16 protein-coding genes and 1 tRNA gene are annotated in these 18,667 nt (G+C 59.8%); 5 read left to right on the forward strand and 12 right to left on the reverse strand.

The genetic code is table 11. The features are described from left to right. Positions 1-24: 24 nt before the first annotated feature. Entirely contained in the window at positions 25-552 is a 528-nt protein-coding gene (locus tag ICY20_RS11560) for an Mpo1 family 2-hydroxy fatty acid dioxygenase (protein WP_194937521.1), read from the forward strand. 128 nt (positions 553-680) lie between these two features. On the opposite strand, the gene ICY20_RS11565 is transcribed toward ICY20_RS11560, so the two are convergent. The 6 genes from ICY20_RS11565 to dibA all read right to left on the reverse strand — a co-directional run bounded on the left by ICY20_RS11565 (position 681) and on the right by dibA (position 7,022). Further along, complete coding sequence (locus ICY20_RS11565) at positions 681-1,661, reverse strand: sulfate/molybdate ABC transporter ATP-binding protein (protein WP_159960752.1); 981 nt, start codon at positions 1,659-1,661, stop codon at positions 681-683. A gap of 3 nt (positions 1,662-1,664) precedes the next feature. Next, entirely contained in the window at positions 1,665-2,537 is an 873-nt protein-coding gene (cysW, locus tag ICY20_RS11570) for a sulfate ABC transporter permease subunit CysW (RefSeq protein WP_169379036.1), read from the reverse strand. Between the two features lie 13 nt (positions 2,538-2,550). Beyond that, positions 2,551-3,369 (reverse strand): sulfate ABC transporter permease subunit CysT, encoded by an 819-nt coding sequence (gene cysT / locus ICY20_RS11575; protein ID WP_017736173.1) that lies wholly within the window; start codon positions 3,367-3,369, stop codon positions 2,551-2,553. A gap of 165 nt (positions 3,370-3,534) precedes the next feature. Then, the gene (locus ICY20_RS11580; protein ID WP_095014237.1) at positions 3,535-4,545 is read right to left on the reverse strand and encodes a sulfate ABC transporter substrate-binding protein; all 1,011 of its coding nucleotides are present in this window, start codon (positions 4,543-4,545) and stop codon (positions 3,535-3,537) included. Positions 4,546-4,620: 75 nt separating this feature from the next. Continuing rightward, positions 4,621-4,803 (reverse strand): sulfur starvation response protein OscA, encoded by a 183-nt coding sequence (gene oscA / locus ICY20_RS11585; protein ID WP_003170956.1) that lies wholly within the window; start codon positions 4,801-4,803, stop codon positions 4,621-4,623. Between the two features lie 311 nt (positions 4,804-5,114). Next, positions 5,115-7,022, reverse strand: coding sequence for a phosphodiesterase DibA (dibA, locus tag ICY20_RS11590; RefSeq protein WP_194937523.1), 1,908 nt, complete (start codon positions 7,020-7,022; stop codon positions 5,115-5,117). A gap of 166 nt (positions 7,023-7,188) precedes the next feature. Here dibA and desA point away from each other — a divergent pair, with 166 nt between their 5' ends. Both desA and ICY20_RS11600 read left to right on the forward strand, forming a co-directional pair. After that, complete coding sequence (gene desA, locus ICY20_RS11595) at positions 7,189-8,373, forward strand: delta-9 fatty acid desaturase DesA (RefSeq protein ID WP_194937524.1); 1,185 nt, start codon at positions 7,189-7,191, stop codon at positions 8,371-8,373. A 188-nt stretch (positions 8,374-8,561) separates the two neighbouring features. Beyond that, positions 8,562-9,563 carry a sensor domain-containing diguanylate cyclase gene (locus ICY20_RS11600; protein ID WP_159960742.1) on the forward strand — a complete coding sequence of 334 codons (1,002 nt, stop codon included), beginning with the start codon at positions 8,562-8,564 and terminating at the stop codon, positions 9,561-9,563. A gap of 83 nt (positions 9,564-9,646) precedes the next feature. Here ICY20_RS11600 and ICY20_RS11605 read toward each other — a convergent pair whose 3' ends face one another. The 3 genes from ICY20_RS11605 to gabD form a co-directional block, all read right to left on the reverse strand. Further along, complete coding sequence (locus ICY20_RS11605) at positions 9,647-10,855, reverse strand: HDOD domain-containing protein (protein ID WP_159960740.1); 1,209 nt, start codon at positions 10,853-10,855, stop codon at positions 9,647-9,649. 139 nt (positions 10,856-10,994) lie between these two features. Continuing rightward, a complete protein-coding gene (gene gabT, locus ICY20_RS11610; RefSeq protein WP_194937526.1) occupies positions 10,995-12,272 on the reverse strand; it encodes a 4-aminobutyrate--2-oxoglutarate transaminase in 1,278 nt (425 codons plus the stop codon). 182 nt (positions 12,273-12,454) lie between these two features. Further along, positions 12,455-13,897, reverse strand: a complete 1,443-nt coding sequence (gabD, locus tag ICY20_RS11615) for an NADP-dependent succinate-semialdehyde dehydrogenase (RefSeq protein WP_194937528.1) — start codon at positions 13,895-13,897, stop codon at positions 12,455-12,457. Between the two features lie 370 nt (positions 13,898-14,267). Here gabD and ICY20_RS11620 point away from each other — a divergent pair. Next, a tRNA-Arg gene (locus tag ICY20_RS11620) sits at positions 14,268-14,344 on the forward strand. Between the two features lie 225 nt (positions 14,345-14,569). Further along, positions 14,570-15,577, forward strand: coding sequence for an Abi family protein (locus ICY20_RS11625; protein WP_194937532.1), 1,008 nt, complete (start codon positions 14,570-14,572; stop codon positions 15,575-15,577). Between the two features lie 125 nt (positions 15,578-15,702). On the opposite strand, the gene ICY20_RS11630 is transcribed toward ICY20_RS11625, so the two are convergent. The 3 genes from ICY20_RS11630 to ICY20_RS11640 form a co-directional block, all read right to left on the reverse strand. After that, positions 15,703-16,308, reverse strand: coding sequence for a hypothetical protein (locus ICY20_RS11630; protein ID WP_194937533.1), 606 nt, complete (start codon positions 16,306-16,308; stop codon positions 15,703-15,705). Continuing rightward, entirely contained in the window at positions 16,305-16,877 is a 573-nt protein-coding gene (locus ICY20_RS11635; protein WP_194937534.1) for an RNA polymerase sigma factor, read from the reverse strand. Before ICY20_RS11635 ends, ICY20_RS11630 begins: the two co-directional genes overlap by 4 nt. Positions 16,878-17,031: 154 nt before the next feature. Next, positions 17,032-18,663 carry a vWA domain-containing protein gene (locus ICY20_RS11640; protein ID WP_194937535.1) on the reverse strand — a complete coding sequence of 544 codons (1,632 nt, stop codon included), beginning with the start codon at positions 18,661-18,663 and terminating at the stop codon, positions 17,032-17,034. Positions 18,664-18,667 lie beyond the last annotated feature (4 nt).

Genomic DNA, 18,667 nt, shown 5'->3' on the forward strand with positions numbered 1-18,667 from the left:
AAACATCCTACAGGAGGAATAACAATGAAAAGCCTCGTCGACCACCTCAGCCAATACGCCGCCTACCACCGCGACCCGCGCAATATTGCCAGCCACTTTATCGGCATCCCCTTGATTGTGGTTGCGGTGGCGGTGTTGCTGTCGCGTCCCGAATGGCCCGTGGGTGGGTTGTGGCTATCGCCAGCTGTGCTGCTTGCGCTGTTTTCGGCGTGGTTCTACCTGCGCCTTGAGCTGGCGCTGGGCGCACTGATGACCGTGTTGATGGGTTTGTCGGTGTGGGCCGGGCATGTGCTGGCAGCGCAGAGCACGCTGGTGTGGCTAAGCAGCGGCATCGGGATGTTTGTGGTGGGCTGGGTGATTCAGTTTGTCGGGCATTACTACGAAGGCAAGAAGCCCGCGTTTGTGGATGATGTGTCGGGGCTGATTGTGGGGCCGTTGTTTGTGGTGGCGGAGGTGGCGTTTTTGCTGGGGTTGCGGGATGACCTCAAGCAGCAGATTGAAGACCGCTCTGGGCCGGTGGCACGCCGCGTTCTAAAGCCGAGCGAAGTCTAAATGTGGGAGGGGGCTTGCTCCCGATAGCAGTGGATCAGTCAGTACACCTGTCACTGATAGACCGCTATCGGGGGCAAGCCCCCTCCCACATTTTGATCCCATTTCCACATTGGGTTATGGGGTGAGGTTTAGGCTTTTTGCCAGACCTTGGGTTTGAAGAACAAGGTCTCACCACGGGCCAGGCCGGTGAGGCTGTCGTGGTCTTTCACCACTTCGGCTTCAATCAGTTCGCTCTGCCCTTCTACCTTCAAGGTCACGCGGGTGGTCGCACCCAGGGGGCGGATGTCGCGCACTTCGGCGGCGTGGTGGTCTTCCAGTTCATGACGCGACAGCGACACTTCGTGGGGACGGAACAGCACGTGCTTGTCTTCACCCAAGTGCAGGCGGTTGGAGTCGCCCAGGAAGTGGTACACAAAATCGCTCGCCGGGTTTTCGTAAACTTCACCCGGTGAGCCGATCTGCTCGATCACGCCCTTGTTCATCACCACGATACGGTCGGCGACTTCCATGGCCTCTTCCTGGTCGTGGGTCACAAACACCGAGGTCAGGTTGATGTCTTCGTGCAGGCGTGCCAGCCAGCGGCGCAGTTCTTTACGCACCTTGGCGTCGAGGGCGCCGAAAGGTTCGTCCAACAATAGCACTTTAGGCTCAACCGCCAGGGCGCGGGCCAGGGCGATACGTTGGCGCTGGCCACCGGAGAGTTGTTCCGGGTAGCGGTCGGAAAGCCAATCGAGCTGCACCATGTTCAGCAGCTCATGCACTTTGCTGGCGATCTGGCTTTCGTTCGGGCGCTGGTTTTTCGGCTTCATGCGCAGGCCGAACGCGACGTTGTCGAACACGGTCATGTGGCGGAACAACGCGTAGTGCTGGAACACAAACCCGACGTTGCGATCACGCACGTCGTGGCCGGAGACGTCTTCACCGTGGAACACGATGCTGCCGTCATCCGGGGTTTCCAGGCCTGCGATGATGCGCAGCAAGGTGGTCTTGCCGCAGCCGGACGGGCCCAACAACGCCACCAGCTCGCCACTCTGGATATCCAGATTGATGCTGTTCAGGGCCTTGAAGGCGTTGAAGTTCTTGCTGACATTACGGACTTCGATCGACATGACTTATTCCTCACCGGCACTGTTGCGCAGGCGGTTGATACGGTTCTCGCTCCACTGCTTGAGCAGCAGGATGAAGAGCGCCAGGATCAGCAGCAGGCTGGCCACCGCAAACGCGGCAACGTGGTTGTATTCGTTATAGAGAATCTCGACGTGCAGCGGCAGGGTGTTTGTGACGCCGCGAATGTGGCCGGACACCACCGACACCGCGCCGAACTCACCCATGGCCCGTGCGGTACACAGCACCACGCCGTAGATCAGGCCCCATTTGATATTCGGCACGGTCACGTGCCAGAACATCTGCCAGCCATTGGCACCCAACAGGCGCGCTGCTTCCTCTTCCTGGGTGCCCTGCTCTTGCATCAGCGGGATCAGTTCACGGGCCACGAACGGCACGGTGACGAAGATGGTCGCCAGCACGATGCCGGGCAAGGCGAACACGATCTGGATGTCGTGGTCTTGCAACCACGGGCCAAAAAAGCCCTGGGCGCCGAACATCAACACGTAGACCAGGCCCGCGATCACCGGCGACACCGAGAACGGCAGGTCGATCAGCGTCACCAGGATGCTCTTGCCACGGAACGAGTATTTGCTCACGCACCAGGCGGCGCTGACGCCGAACACCACGTTGAGCGGCACCGAAATCGCCACGGCGATCACCGTGAGTTTCAGCGCCGACAGTGCATCGGGTTCGAGGATTGCGGTGAAGAACGCGCCGAGGCCGTTCTTCAAACCCTGGGTCACCACGATCAGCAGCGGCAACAGCAGGAACAGCACGAACACCAGCCAGCCGAGGCCGATCAGGATACGTCGCGACACAGCGCTGCCACGACGGGCAGCATTGGCCGAGGACGCGGCGGAAATAGACGATTGGGACATGTTCCGCGCCTCCTTATGGACGTTCGATGCGCCGCTGCAACAAGTTGATCAGCAGCAGCAAGACAAAGGAAACCACCAGCATCAGCACACCAATGGAGGTTGCGCCGCGGTAGTCGTATTGGTCGAGCTTGACCATGATCAGCAGCGGCAAAATCTCGGTCTTCATCGGCATGTTGCCGGCGATGAAAATCACCGAGCCGTACTCACCCACGCCACGGGCAAACGCCAGGGCAAAACCGGTCAACCAGGCGGGCAGCAACGCCGGCACCAGGATGTAGCGGAACACCTGCAACGGCTTGGCCCCCAGGCAGGCGGCGGCTTCTTCGATTTCCCGGGGGATATCGGCCAGTACCGGCTGCACCGTGCGCACCACAAACGGCAAGGTGACGAAGGTGAGCGCGAGGGTGATGCCCAACGGGGTGTAGGCGATTTTGAAGCCCAGGTCGGCGGCGAATTGGCCGACGAAGCCGTTAGGCGTGTACAGCGCCGTCAGGGCGATACCGGCTACAGCAGTTGGCAAGGCGAACGGCAGGTCGATCATCGCATCGATGATCTTGCGGCCGGGGAAGGTGTAGCGCACCAGCACCCAAGCCAGCAGCGTGCCGATCACGCCGTTGATCAACGCGGCGTACAGCGCGGTGCTGAAGCTCAGTTTCAGGGCCGCGAGCACGCGCGGGGCGGAGATGATGTTCCAGAACTGATCCCAGGTGAGTTGAGCGGCGTGTACAAACATCGCCGCCAGCGGGATGAGTACGATCAGGCTGAGGTACACCACGGTGTAGCCCAGCGTCAGCCCGAAGCCGGGTATGACGGGGGAGATACGACGCGACATAAGAGTCCTTGGTTAAAGGGTAGAAACCACTGTAGGAGCGCGCTTTCTGTGGGAGCCGGGCTTGCCCGCGATGCAGACACCTCGGTGTGTCAGTCACACCTTGGTGATGCTATCGCAGGCAAGCCAGCTCCCACAGAAAAGCGAGGCTCCTACAGGTACTTTGGCTTACTGCGCCGTGTAGATCTGGTCGAACACGCCACCGTCGTTAAAGAATTTCGGTTGGGCAGTTTTCCAGCCGCCGAAGTCTTTGTCGATAGTCACCAGGTCCAGTTTCGGGAACTGCTGGGCGTATTTGGCGGCCACTTTTGCATCACGTGGGCGGTAGAAGTTTTTCGCCGCGATCTCTTGGCCAGCCGGGCTGTACAGGTGCTTCAGGTATTCGGTGGCGATTTCAGTGTTGCCCTTTTTCTCGGCGTTCTTGTCGACGACAGCCACTGGCGGCTCGGCCAGGATCGACAGGGACGGCACGACGATATCGAACTTGTCGGCGCCGCCGTCTTCTTTCAGGGCCAGGAACGCTTCGTTTTCCCAGGCCAGCAACACGTCACCCTGACCGTTGTTGACGAAGGTGATGGTCGAGCCGCGAGCGCCGGTGTCCAGAACAGGCACGTGTTTGAACAGCTCTTTCACGTATTCCTGGGCCTTGGCTTCGCTGCCACCGGTTTTCAGGCCGTAGGCCCAAGCGGCGAGGAAGTTCCAGCGAGCGCCGCCGGAGGTTTTCGGGTTCGGGGTGATCACGGAGACGTCTTTCTTGATCAGGTCGCCCCAGTCCTTGATGCCTTTAGGGTTGCCCTTGCGCACCAGGAACACGATGGTCGAGGTGTACGGGGTACTGGCGTCCGGCAGGCGGGTCTGCCAGTTTTCCGGGAGGGTCTTGCCCAGTTTGGCGATTTCGTCGATGTCACCGGCCAGGGCCAGGGTCACTACGTCGGCGCGCAGGCCGTCGATCACGGCGCGGCCTTGCTTGCCCGAACCACCGTGGGACTGCTGGATTTTTACGGTGTCACCCGGGTGGGACTGCTTCCAGAAGTTGGTGAACTCAGCGTTGTAGTCCTGGTACAGCTCACGGGTTGGGTCGTACGAGACGTTGAGCAACTCGTAGTCCTTGGCAACAGCGGAACCTGCAAACACGGCGCTGGCCAGGGCGGCCAGGGCGTAACGGCGAATCGACGACATAGAAGCTCCTGAAAATTCTGGGGTGTTGGCTTTTTCTTATAAGTGCGGGTCTAGCATGCGAATCGCCGTTACTGCTTAGCTCGGTTTGTTACCCGGGTTTTGCAGGCGGAATTTTTCTTTGCGTTCGATCTGTACCACTTGGGCGTTATGCACAGTGATTTCCACCGCGCCAAACCGCAGATCGCGCAGTGCGCTCTGGATCTCACGCAAAATGGCTGCTTCGTCCTGGCCGTCGACGCTACGTAGAGATGCGCTCATGGTCTCGCTCCTGAAATGAAATGTGCGTGCCGTGCAGTGGCGGCACTGCGTGTGGCGTGAGGGCGATAGTAGATAAGCGCGGATATTCTTAAAAATACTATTTAAGAATGTTTATATAACCAGAAAGAATTTTCTGGTGGGACGTGGGGTTGCGAGCGGGTTTTTTGTGATGTCGCCGAAATTAAGCCCTGCGACGATCAAAATGTGGGAGGGGGCTTGCTCCCGATTGCAGGGTGTCAGGCACAGATGTGCTGGCTGACCCACCGCTATCGGGAGCAAGCCCCCTCCCACATTTGGACTGCATTCCACATTCAGAGACTGGGGGCCCAGCCCCAATCAATCTCCTCGGCCGGCACCGGTTTGCCAAACCAATACCCCTGCCCCAGATCGCACTCCTGCTCCAACAGAAACCGCGCCTGCTCCAACTGCTCGATCCCTTCGGCGTGCACCTGCATGCCCATGCTTTTGGCCAGGGCGATGACCACGCGCACAATCGCCGCATCATCCTCATCCCACGGCAACCCGGCGACAAAGCCCTGGTCGATCTTGAGTTTCTGCACCGGCAAGCGTTTGAGGCGCAGCAATGATGAATAACCGGTGCCGAAATCATCGATGGCCAGGCGCAAGCCCAGCTCGCGCAGGCGATGCAGTTGTTCCAGGGCTTCTTCGGGGTCGTCCATCACCGCGCTTTCGGTGACTTCCAGCTCAAGGTAGACCGGGTCCAGGCCAGTATCGTGCAGCACTTGGGCCACTTGCCCGTAGAGCTCGCGCCGGGCAAACAAGCGACTGGAGACGTTAACGGCAATAAAGCTCAACGGCGCGCCATCCGCTAGCCATTGGCACATCTGGCGGCACGACTGGTCCAGCACCCAGGCGTCGATATCGGCGATCAAGCCGGTGCGTTCGGCGATAGGGATAAACTCACCTGGCGGCACCAGACCTCGTTCCGGGTGTTGCCAGCGCACCAAGGCTTCGACGCCCACCAAGCGGCTGTCTTGCAGGTCGTGCACAGGCTGGTAGTAGACGCGCAGCTCTTGCTGCTCAAGGGCACGACGCAGTTCACCGGCGATTTCCACGCGGTTTTGCGCGTGGGCGGTGAGCTCTTCGGTATATAAGGCATAGCCTTCGCGCCCGACGCTCTTGGCCTTGAACAGCGCAGAGTCGGCGTTGCGCAGCAGTTGTTCGGCGCTCAGGGCATCGCTGGGGAACAAGCTGATGCCGATGCTGGCGCTGATGAACAGCTGGTGCCCGTCAAAGATGAACGGCTGCTTCATCGCCTCCAGTATCCGATGGGCCAACGCGGCGGCCTGCGCTACCTGTGGACAACTTTCCGCCAACACCGCGAACTCATCGCCCCCCAGACGAGCCAGGGTTACACCGGAGCCGAACAGACCCCGGAGTCGCTCGCCCACCAGCTTGAGCAACTGGTCGCCGACGTTGTGGCCGAGGCTGTCATTGATGATTTTGAAGTGGTCCAGGTCCAGCAACAGCAGGGCGCAGCCGCGCTTGTGGGTTTGCGCCGAGGCCAGCGCCTGCTCGGCACGGTCGGTGAACAGCAGGCGGTTGGGCAAGTCGGTGAGGGGGTCGTGATGCGCAAGGTGGGCCAGCTCGTGCTCGGAATCCTTGATGGCGCTGATATCGGAAAACACCGCGACATAGTGGCTGACCTGGCCTTGGTCATCGTGAATCACGCGGATGGTTTGCCACTGTGGGTAAATCTCGCCGCTTTTGCGCCGATTCCAGATTTCACCGCTCCATTCGCCGGTGCGCTCCAGGCTCTGGAACATCTGTTGGTAAAAATTCGACGAATGGCGCCCTGACTTAAACAGGCTGGGTTGCTGGCCCATGACATCTTCGCGACGGTAGCCCGTGATCTCCATAAAGGCCCGATTCACATGCACGATCAGCCCTTTGGCGTCGGAAACCAAAACCCCTTCACGGGTGCAATCGAACACGGCGGCGGCCTGGCGCAGGCGTTCGCGATTTTCTTTCAAGGGCTGCTGCAACAGGTTGGCCCGGGCAAAACGGGCACATAGCAGGTAAATAGCCAAGGCACTCAGGGCCACCCACACGTAACCGCGTACCTGCAACCAGTGCCCCAGCTCACGTGGCTCATCGAGAAAGTTGATCAATACCTGGTTACTGAGCTGGAGCCACACGATGGAAACCAGCAGGTAGATCAGCCCCACACGTAGGGCACCTCGGTATGAAAACAGCATATCGTCAGTAATCCTTACCAAAAAAACAGAATCGCCCTACAAAGGCTGCGGATTATAGAATAAGAAACATCCAGTCACTCCTATCTGAAAGGGTGTCTGGTTTTCTCTGCAGGCTTAGTGATAATGCGTGAGCTGTTTTTTTCTTTATCTGAGGGCCATACAGCCTATGTGGTACAACGGTTTTCTTGACCTGTCAGCCTGGCAACTGGTGGCAGTCACTCTGTTGATGACCCACGTGACCATTGTTGGGGTCACCGTCTATCTGCACCGTTACTCAGCCCATCGCTCCCTGGAGCTGAATGCCGGCCTGAAACACTTCTTCCGCTTCTGGCTGTGGCTGACCACGGCGCAGAACACCCGCGAGTGGACTGCCATCCACCGTAAACACCATGCCAAATGCGAAACCGTCGACGACCCGCACAGCCCGGTGATCAAGGGTTTGTCGACCGTTCTGCGCAAGGGTGCCGAACTGTACCGCGCCGAAGCGGAAAACCCCGAGACCCTGCGCATCTACGGCAAAAACTGCCCGGACGACTGGATCGAACGCAAGCTCTACACGCCCTACCCGCTGCTGGGCGTGGCGATCATGGGCGTGATCGACCTGCTGCTGTTCGGCACCATCGGCATCACCATCTGGGCGATCCAGATGATGTGGATCCCGTTCTGGGCCGCCGGCGTGATCAACGGCCTGGGCCATGCCATCGGCTACCGTAATTTCGAATGCCGTGACGCGGCGACCAACCTGGTGCCGTGGGGCATCATCGTCGGTGGCGAAGAGCTGCACAATAACCATCACACCTACCCCAACTCCGCCAAGCTGTCGGTGAAGAAGTGGGAGTTCGACCTGGGCTGGGCCTGGATCAAGGTGTTCAGCTGGCTGCGCCTGGCCAAGGTGCAGCGTGTTGCACCGATTGCCCACCGCGTCGAGGGCAAGGGGCATCTGGACATGGATACCGCCATGGCGATCCTCAACAACCGTTTCCAGATCATGGCTCAGTACCGCAAGTTGGTGATCGGCCCGCTGGTCAAGCAAGAGCTGGAAAAGGTCGATCATTCGGTACGCCATCAATTCCATCGCGCCAAGCGCCTGTTGTCGCGGGAAACCAGCCTGCTGGATGACCGCCATCACCTGCGCATTCAGAGCATGCTGGAGCACAGCCAAGCACTGAAAGTGATCTACGAAAAGCGCCTGGCGTTGCAACAGATCTGGCTCAAGACCAGTTCCAACGGCCACGATATGTTGGCCGCGATCAAGGAATGGGTACATGAGGCCGAGGCCAGCGGCATCCAATCCCTGCGGGACTTTGCCCATCAATTGAAGACCTACTCACTGCGTCCTGCAGCGGTCTGACGGTGCGGCGGGAGGGCCTGCCCTTCCGCCCATCAGCTTTTTGGCGCCAGTTCTCAGACACCGGCAATCGGTCCTGTTGACGGAACTTCACTGCAATTCCCCTCTCTCAATGAACACTTCGCCATCATGGTGGCCCCTTGTAGTGACCGCTGCTCCATCCTGCGGCGCGCCCAGAGAGAGTTGTGCCGATGGTTCACGAACAGCCTTACTTGACCGCCCCCCCTACTGCGGAACATCCACGCCCGGCTGCGGCTGCAACCCTGCTGGCGCTGATGCATGCCCAAGGTGAAGTCGAACGGCTAAGCGAGCGCGAGCAACTGCTCAGTTCACTGCTGGTCAGTGTGAACGCGGTGCTGTGGGCCATCGATTGGGAGACACGGCGCGTGCTGTACGTGAGCCCAGCCTATGAACGCGTGTTCGGGCGCTCTGCCAGCCTGCTGCTGGCCGATCATCGGGAATGGCGCAACAGCATTCACCCCGAAGACCTCGACTACGCCGAACACAGCCTGGCCCGTGTACTTGAACAAGGCGCCGTGGAAGACCGCGAGTACCGCATCATCACGGCCGACGGGCAGATTCGCTGGCTGAGTGACAAGTGCTACATGAACCAGCAGGTCGAGCCTGGGGAGCCGTTGATCGTGGTCGGCATGGCCGAAGACATTACCGAAAAAAAGCAGCTGGAGCAGGAGCTGCACCGCCTCGCTACCACTGACGTGCTGACCCAGACCAGCAACCGCCGACACTTCTTCGAATGCGCCAACCAGGCATTCGACAGCGCCTGCGCCCAAGGCGCGCCGCTGGCGTTCCTGCTGCTGGATATCGATGATTTCAAGGACGTCAACGACACCTACGGCCACTTGGAGGGCGACCAGGTATTGCGGCGCATCGCCGAGAGCGGTCGCGGGGTACTGCGCCGTGGCGACCTGTTCGGGCGTATTGGCGGCGAAGAGTTCGCCGCCGTGCTGCCCGGGTGTGCGCCTCACATGGCACTGCAGGTGGCCGAACGGCTGGGCAGGGAGATTCAGGATCTGAGCTTCAGCTACGAAGGCCAGGCGTTTACTGTGACCATCAGCCAGGGCCTGGCGAGCCTGCGTGAAGAAGATTCGACCCTGGACAGCCTGTTCGCTCGGGCCGATGCGGCTATGTATGAGGCCAAGCGATTGGGCAAGAACCGGGTGGTGGCGGGCTAGGGCCGAGCACATCCAGCTAGTTCAACACAGGTCAAATGTGGGAGGGGGCAAGCCCCCTCCCACATTTGACCTGTGTTGAACCTCTAGGCCTTGCGCACCCGAGTGAGCTCCGACAACCCCACTTTGAGCAGTCGCGCGGTCTTACCGGCGGCCAGTGTTTCAAGCCCTTCATGCTCGGTAAGGCGCGCCATCTGCGCCGCCAGGTTCACCACCAGCGCATCCCGCGCATACACCCCGCCTTCCAGCGAGTAAATCGCCGCGATCAATTGGCGCAGTTCCAACGGCAGGCGCCAACGCGCCCGCAACGCTGAACCATAGGCCGCGCCGAAGGTGTAGAGCGACTCACCAATCACCTCCTCATCCAGTGCGCCGCCGCCCTGGCGCCAGTCTTCCAGGCAACGCAACAACGCCAGGTCCCCAAGCCGATGCAAGATACCGGCGCTGTAACAGCGCTCGTGATCCAGCTCCAACATGCGTGCCAGACGGCGAGCGTAGTCGGCCGTGTCCTGGGACAACTGCCAATGCCGCTCGGCGTAGGCCACCAGCGCGGGATCACACAGCACCACGTTGTGTTTGAGGGCCAGGCCCAGGATCAGGTTCATGCTTTGCCCGGCAACGAGCTTGTGCAATGCGGCCGGCAGGGTTTGCACCGGTGTGCCGTGGTGGCCGGCACTGTTGGCAGCAGCAATCAGCACGGCGGTGATCTGCGGGTCCATGCGCACCTGGTCTTCCAGGCGCTTGAGGTCCAGGCCCTCCGGCCCCAGGCTGCGTTGCACGATGGCTTTCACATCGACCCGCAGCGGTGCGCCATCGCACGTCTCGCGGCGGCGCTCAAGAAACGCCGGCAGGGTCATGCCGGGCGCCAGCGGCGCAATCTCGCAGTACACGCTTTCGCCTTCATTGAGCAGCAAGTCTTGCAGGCGCTGCGTCAGGCTTTCCATGTTCAGGGGTTTGGTCAGGTACGCCGTGGGCGCCAGGGGCAAGGCTTCACGCACGCTGGCGCTGTCATTGCGACTGCTCAGCAAAATAAACGGCAGTACGGGCGAGCGGCGCTGCTGGCGCACGTTACGCAGCAGGCTCAGGCCATCGACGCCCGGCAGCTCCCAATCGGCCAGGATCAGGTCATAGGTTTTGTCCCGCAGCAGTGTCGCGGCTTGTTGCCCGTCTGCACACACATCCAGCCGTGCGTCGCAGCGCACGTTCAACAACACTTGCTTGAGCAGGTCCCGCGACCAAGGGTCTGCTTCGGCGATTAACACTCGGGGTACAGCGGGTAAATCAACAGCAGTCATGCAGCACGCTCCATCGGCAATGCTTGCACCTTAGTCAATGCACACGCGTACGTACAATGAACAGGGCCTGAATGTGCTGCATCGGGCACAAAAAAACCCGCCGAAGCGGGTTTTTTCGTTCGATCAAATCAGCATCCGCTTACAGCTCGGAGAAGCACTCTTCAATGATCGCCAGGCCTTTGTCCAACAGCTCGTCCGGCGCGGTCAGCGGCACCAGTACGCGCAACACGTTGCCATAGGTACCGCAGCTCAGCAGGATCAGGCCCTTGTCACGTGCCTTGGCCACTACGGCCGCAACAGCCGCCGCGTTTGGCTTGTGGGTATCGCCATCATCGAACAGCTCGACCGCGATCATCGCGCCCAGGGCACGCACTTCACCGATCACCGGGTACTTGGCCTGGATAGCTTTCAAGCCAGTGACCAGATGTTCGCCAACAGCCTTGCAGCGGTCCAGCAGGTGCTCTTCTTCGAACACTTCCATCACGGCCAGGGCCGCAGCGCAAGCGATCGGGCTACCGGCGTAGGTGCCGCCCAAGCCGCCTGGAGCGATGGCGTCCATGTATTCGGCCTTGCCGCACACACCGGCCAACGGGAAGCCGCCCGCGATGGATTTGGCGAAGGTGGTCAGGTCGGCAGCAACGCCCATCTGTTCCATGGCGAAGAAGGTACCGGTACGGCCGGCACCGGTTTGCACTTCGTCGGCGATCAGCAGGATGCCGTGCTTGTCGCACAGTTCACGCAGGCGCTTCATGAAGGATTTAGGCGCGACGTAGAAACCGCCCTCGCCCTGCACCGGCTCGATGATGATCGCGGCGATATCACGCGGCTCGGCATCGTTTTTGAAGATGCGTTCGATGCTGGCGATGGAGTCGTCATCGCTCACACCGTGCAGTTCGTTCGGGTACAGCGCGCGGAACACACCGCCTGGCATCAGGCCCATGCCGGCCGAATACGGCACGACTTTGCCGGTGAGGCCCAGGGTCATCATGGTGCGGCCGTGATAAGCGCCGGTGAAGGCGATAACGCCGGCACGGCCAGTAGCGGCGCGGGCGATTTTCACGGCGTTTTCGACGGCTTCGGAGCCAGTGGTGACCAGCAAGGTTTTCTTGGCGAAATCGCCCGGCACCTTGGCGTTCACTTTCTCGCACACTTCAACGTAAGGCTCGTAGGCCAGTACCTGGAAGCACGTGTGGGTCAGCTTGTTCAGTTGCTCGGTCACGGCCGCGATGATTTTCGGGTGCACGTGGCCGGTGTTCAGCACGGCGATACCGCCGGCGAAGTCGATGAACTCGCGACCTTCAACGTCGGTCACGGTGGCGTTCTTGGCCGATTCGGCGAAGATGGGGTGAATCTGGCCAACACCGCGCGGTACGGCGGATTCGCGGCGTTTCATCAGGGAAGCGTTGGTCTTGCTCATAAAGTCCTCATTCGCCACTCATCGGGTGGCGTGGTCCAAGGCATACGTGGCGGGGAGGCAACTACGGCAGCATGCGATGATCGACTGCCACAGCTTTCCCGGCCACTACGAATAACGAGGTGAAACACGCAAAGGGTCAGCGCTCTCGTGCCCTTTGCGTTTGTTGCAATCTCTTACAGAGCTTAGATGCCCAGGCAGAGGTATTTGATTTCCAGGTAGTCTTCAATCCCGTACTTGGAGCCTTCACGGCCCAGGCCCGACGCCTTGATGCCGCCGAACGGCGCCACTTCGTTGGAGATCAACCCGGTGTTGACGCCGACCATGCCGTATTCCAGGGCTTCGGCCACACGGAACACACGGCCCAAGTCGCGGGCGTAGAAGTACGACGCCAAGCCGAACTCGGTGTCGTTGGACATCGCGATCACTTCTGCTTCGTCTTTGAAACGGAACAGCGGCGCCAGTGGGCCGAAGGTTTCTTCCTTGGCCACGGCGGCATTTTTTGGCACGTTGGTGAGGATGGTCGGCTCGAAGAAGTTGCCTTCCATGACCTTGCCGCCAGCCAGCAACGTGGCGCCTTTGCTCAGAGCGTCGGCGATGTGTTCCTGCACCTTGGCCACGGCTTTTTCGTCGATCAGCGGGCCGGTGGTGGTGCCGTCTTCCAGACCGTTGCCGATCTTAAGCTTCGCCACAGCCACTTTCAGTTTTTCAGCGAAGGCGTCGTACACCGAATCCTGGATGTACAGGCGGTTGGCGCAGACGCAGGTCTGACCGTTGTTGCGGTACTTGGAGATGATCGCACCTTCGACAGCCTTATCCAGGTCGGCGTCGTCAAACACGATGAACGGCGCGTTGCCGCCCAGCTCCAGGGAAACCTTCTTGATGTCCTTGGCGCATTCGGCCATCAACTGGCGACCGATTTCGGTGGAGCCGGTGAAGGACAATTTACGCACGATCGGATTGCTGGTCAGCTCGCCACCGATGTCGCCGGCACTGCCGGTCACAACGCTCAGCACGCCTTTAGGGATACCGGCACGATGAGCCAGCTCAACCAGGGCCAGGGCCGAGAACGGGGTTTGCGAAGCGGGCTTGATCACCATAGTGCAACCGGCAGCCAGGGCCGGGCCGGCTTTACGGGTGATCATGGCCGCCGGGAAGTTCCATGGGGTGATGGCGGCGGTCACACCGATAGGCTGCTTGATCACGATCAGGCGCTTGTCGGGCTGGTGGCCAGGAATCACGTCACCGTAGATGCGCTTGGCTTCTTCAGCGAACCACTCGATAAAGGACGCGGCGTAGACGATTTCGCCCTTGGCCTCGGCCAGCGGCTTGCCTTGTTCGAGGGTCATCAGGCGAGCGAGGTCGTCCTGGTTTTCGATCAGCAGCTCAAACCAACGGCGCAGCTTATTGGCGCGCTCCTTGGCGGTGAGTGCACGCCAGGCCGGCAGGGCCTTGTCGGCAGCTTCGATGGCGCGGCGGGTTTCCGCGGCGCCCATCTTTGGCACGGTACCGAGAATTTCGCCCGTGGCTGGGTTGTTGACCTTGATGGTTTGACCGTTGTCCGCGTCGACCCAAGCGCCATCGATAAAGGCTTGCTGGCGGAACAACTGGGCATCTTTAAGCTGCATGTCGGCTTTCCTTAACAGCACCGCGCGCACGCGGAGCGAATTAGAGTTGTTGAAAGGCGCCTTGTGGGCTGCCGTCAGGGAAATCAGCCCCAGCGCGCGAAGGAGGGAAATGGCGCACGGGACACGGAGCGTTTGAAATCTCAAACGAATCCTAGGATCAATGGGGGTACAGGGCAATAGTCTGTTCGAAAAAAAGAACGAAAACGGCGCATTTGCCGAAACTTTCTGATCAGCGTCGTTAGGGCGGGTTCCACAGCATTGACCAATGGCGCCCGACGCAGGGCCTTTGCGCGGCAAATTCCTACGCGAGAAGGGCCAAAGACCAGCATGGACGCCCAAGGTCGACATGGGTATGATGTCGCCCGCACAAGCATCCGTAGCTCAGCTGGATAGAGTACTGCCCTCCGAAGGCAGGGGTCGTGGGTTCGAATCCCGCCGGGTGCACCATCTATAACGAAAAAGCCCCAGGTCGAAAGGCCTGGGGCTTTTTTGCGTTTGGTGTCGGCATCTTTGTCTCTGAATGCTTCTAATAGGAGTGAGGACCAACTCACCGAGGTACATTGCTCGCCGCTGGCGAGCACAAAGATACCCACTGAAAACTGAGGGATGCTAGCTCAATCTCAATAGAAAAAATAATAAAAACGGCCACTCGGCAGCCAAGGTGAATTATCAATGACACAGGGTTATCCAAAACCTTGGCAGAGCTATCAAGAACAACTCGATCTGGTCATAGCGCGCGGCATGTCTGTTACTGACCAAGCTAAAGCCCTTGAATACCTGAAACGCATCGGTTACTACCGCCTCAGCGGCTACTGGTTCGCCTTTCGCGAGCGCACAGAGCTGTGCTGTCCGCTACTCCAGTACAAAAATCAAAAACCTTCTAAAACGAAACCTGTGCGTATCCCCCTCGATACCTTCAAAACAGGTACCACCTTCCAAAATGCAATCGATCTTTATGTCTTCGATAAGAAGCTTCGCCTGTTGACCCTCGATGCGCTGGAACGCATAGAAATTGCGCTACGAGTGGATATCTCCCATACATTGGGCAAACACAACAAATTTGCTTACCTGATGCCAGAGCTTTTCCATGAAAGTTTTTCCGTTCAACTGGATGGAAAGACCGGCCTCACAAAGCACCATGTATGGCTCGGCAAACACGCAGCATTGATCAATCGCTCGAACGAAGACTTCATCAGACATAACAAAGAAAAATACGGCTTACCCTTGGCAGTTTGGGTCGTGTGCGAAGTTTGGGACTTCGGAACGCTATCAACCCTCTACTCAGGCATGAGTGAAAAAGATCAGGATCAGATTTCCAAGGCATACGGGATCACCAATGGAAGAATCTTCGCCACTTGGTTGCGCAGCCTGAACTACTTGCGAAATGTGTGCGCTCACCATAGTCGCCTTTGGAATCGCAACATCATCGATCAGCCAAAATTGCCGCCAATAGAACAAGTGCCTTCGCTGTCAGCGTTCCATAATGATGCGCACCGAAGAGCTCGACCATTTATGTTGTTGTGCATGACTCACCACCTAATGCGAGCCATAAACCCATCGTCCAGCTGGGGAAACCGTTTAAAGGTGCTGATGAAAAACGACTTCCCGGACTTGCGCCACCTTGATTTGAATTTGGAGGGTATGGGCGCCGACCGTGATTGGCAGGAGCGCGACTGGTAAATAACAAATCACAGGCAATAAAAAACCCCTGAGCAGTCTCAGCACCGAAGCGCATCAACCGACAGGGGCCGTGTTGCAAGGAATTATAAAGGTTGATAAGCGCTCGTCAACTGACGCCGGGGACCTTAACGATTACGCACCTCATCCAGCCGCGCGGGCAAATCCTCATTTGGAAAGCGTTCATGCAACGCCAGCAGCTTCTCATCCGCCGCCTTCGCCTGCCCGGCTTCACGCAACCTCACAATCTCCTGCAACCCCTGCTCCAACGATGGCTGCGCTACCGGCGCACGCTTGCTGAGCTTGACGCTGGACTCATCCGCCATCGAGCCCATGACCTGAGCACTCTCGGCCTTGGGCGCAACCGCCCTACGGGCCATCGGAGCCGGAGCCGGAGCCGGAGCCGACATCGCTGGCGGTGGCGGGCTGGCGGCCTCTTCGTGTAATGCAGAGAACGTCGCTGTGGATATCTCCGGTTGCGGCACAGGCTCGCGCATCACCACACCAATCATCAGCGCCAAACCGGCCACGGTGGCAAACGCCATCTGCCAGCGTGGGCGCTGGCAAGCTTGAAGCCAGCGCTGCCACAGGCTCGGCTGCGGCGCTGGGGCTTCGCGGCGGGCGGTGGCGAGGATGAAGGCGTCGAGGGACGCGGGCGGTTCGCCGCTGCTGTGTTGACGAAAATGCTGCAGCAGCAGGTCGTCGGGATCTGGGGTATGTCGGGAGTCAGTCATGCGGGTATCTCCTCGGCCAGCAGGCGGCGCAGTTTCTGCTGGGCGTAACGCAGGCGGCTTTTTACGGTTTCGAGCGGGGCCTTGGTGAGGGCGGCGATTTGCGGCACTTCGAGGTCGCCGTGCAGGCGCAGCAGGAAGACTTCGCGCTGGTCTTCGGGCAAGGCTTGCAGGGCGGCGTCGAGGCGCGCTTGGTCACGGCTCAGGCTCAGCTGTTGCTCGGGGCCGGCGCTGTCGTCAGGTTGGGCATGGAGTTGTTCATCGTAGCTGTCATGCAACGGGTTGTGGATGCCGTGCTTGCGCCAGTAATCGATCAGGCGGTTGCGGGCAATCTGGAACAGCCATGTGCGAAAACTCGCTCGACCCTGGGGTTGGGTGGTGCTGCGGATCAGGCTGAGCCAGGTCTCCTGGTAGATTTCCTCGGCCAGTTCGGCTTTGTTGCTCAAGAACACGAGAAACCGGTACAGACCCTGGCGATGCCGGGCGTACAAGGCTTCGAACGCGGCGGTGTCACCGGTTCGGTAGCGGGCCAGCAGCGATTCGTCGCTGGGCAGGTCATCTGGAACGGCCATGTCGATGGCGAACTCCTTTGGGTGGGGCAGTGCAAATTACCTGTGGGAGCCGGGCTTGCCCGCGTTAGCGGTGGGCCAGGCAGTATTTGCAACACTGACCCACCGCTATCGCAGGCAAGCCAGCTCCCACAGTGGGCCCTGCTGCGTTCAGGGGTCAGTGTTTCAGGCTTTGGGCCAGCTCCACCAATTGCACAAATTCATTGCGCAACCCGAATGGGTCATCGCCCCGGGCCGAGCGGGCCAGTGCAGCGGTGTCCTGCAAGCTCATGCTGCCAGTGTAGCGGCCATCGCCCTTGAGCTGTTGGGCGAAAGCGGCCACGGCGGCGGCGAAACGCAGGTCGTCGCTGGCCTGAGTGGAAACGCTGCTGATGGGCCGCTCGATCAGCTGACTGTCGCCACCCGTCGCCGGTTTGTAGCGCACCCGCAACATCGCCAGCTCAGCGGGTTTACTTTCAGCAACAGGCACTGCGGCGTAGCGCAACGGTTCCAACCACCCCTTCTCCCCCTTCGGCACAATTTCGTACAACGCAGTCACCGTATGCCCTGCGCCGATCTCGCCGGCATCGACTTTGTCGTTATTAAAGTCCTCACGCTTCAACGCGCGGTTTTCATAGCCGAGCAGGCGATATTCGCTGACCCGCGCCGGGTTGAATTCCACTTGCAATTTCACATCGCGGGCGACCACCGCCAGGGTCGAGCTGAGTTGGTCCACCAATACCTTGCGGGCTTCGCGCAGGTTGTCGATGTAGGCGTAGTTGCCGTCACCGGCGTCGGCCAGCTGCTCCATCAGGTGTTCATTGTAGTTATCCACACCAAAGCCCAGGGTCGTCAGCGATACGCCGCTTTTGCGTTGCTCCACGGCCATCTTCTTGAGGCTGTCGAAGTCGCTGATGCCCACGTTGAAGTCACCGTCGGTGGCCAGCAGGATGCGGTTGATGCCCTTGTCGATAAAGCCTTCGCGGGCCATCTGGTAGGCCAGCTCGATACCGGATGCGCCCGCTGTCGAGCCGCCAGCGGTAAGTTGCTCGATAGCGTTACGAATCTTGGTTTTGTCGCGACCAGACGTAGGTTTGAGCACCACACGGGACTCACCGGCGTAGACCACCAGCGAAACACGGTCTTGATCTCGCAGTTGATCCACCAACAATTTCAGGGTGCTTTTCACCAGCGGCAAACCTTCGCGACGGTCCATCGAACCGGACACATCCACCAGGAACACCAGGTTGGCCGGCGCCAGGTCTGCCACTGCGCGATCGGCGGCCTTGATGCCGATGCGCAGCAGTTGGGTGCGTGGGTTCCACGGTGTGGCCGCGACTTCGGTGGTCACGCCAAAGGGCGAGCCGTCGGTGGGCATCGCGTATCGGTAGGGAAAGTAGTTGACCATCTCCTCCAGTCGCACAGCCCCGTCAGGCGGCAGACTGCCTTGGTTGAGGAAGCGTCTCACGTTGGCATAGCTGCCGGTGTCGACATCCACGCTGAACGTGGACATCGGCGTCTCAGCCACGCGATGCACCGGGTTATCCGGCAGGTTTTCGTACTGTTCGCGGGGCTCGCTGCGGTAGTCCATCGCCACCGACTCCTGCACGCTCATGGGCGTAGGCATCGCCATGCGTTTAGACAATGCGCCCTGCACCGGCGCGCGTTGAAGCTCGGGGGCAGGCGCACTGACAGAAGGCGGCTTGGCCACCTCATGGGAAGACGGCAGCCCACATCCGGCCAGCGTCACCAGCAAGGTAACCGCAAAGCCCTGGGCAGCAGGACGCAGGAAGAGCAGAGGACGGGACATGGGC

Origin of the sequence: Pseudomonas pisciculturae, assembly GCF_015461805.1 — a bacterium.
In the GTDB taxonomy this organism is placed as follows: Bacteria; Pseudomonadota; Gammaproteobacteria; order Pseudomonadales; family Pseudomonadaceae; genus Aquipseudomonas; species Aquipseudomonas pisciculturae.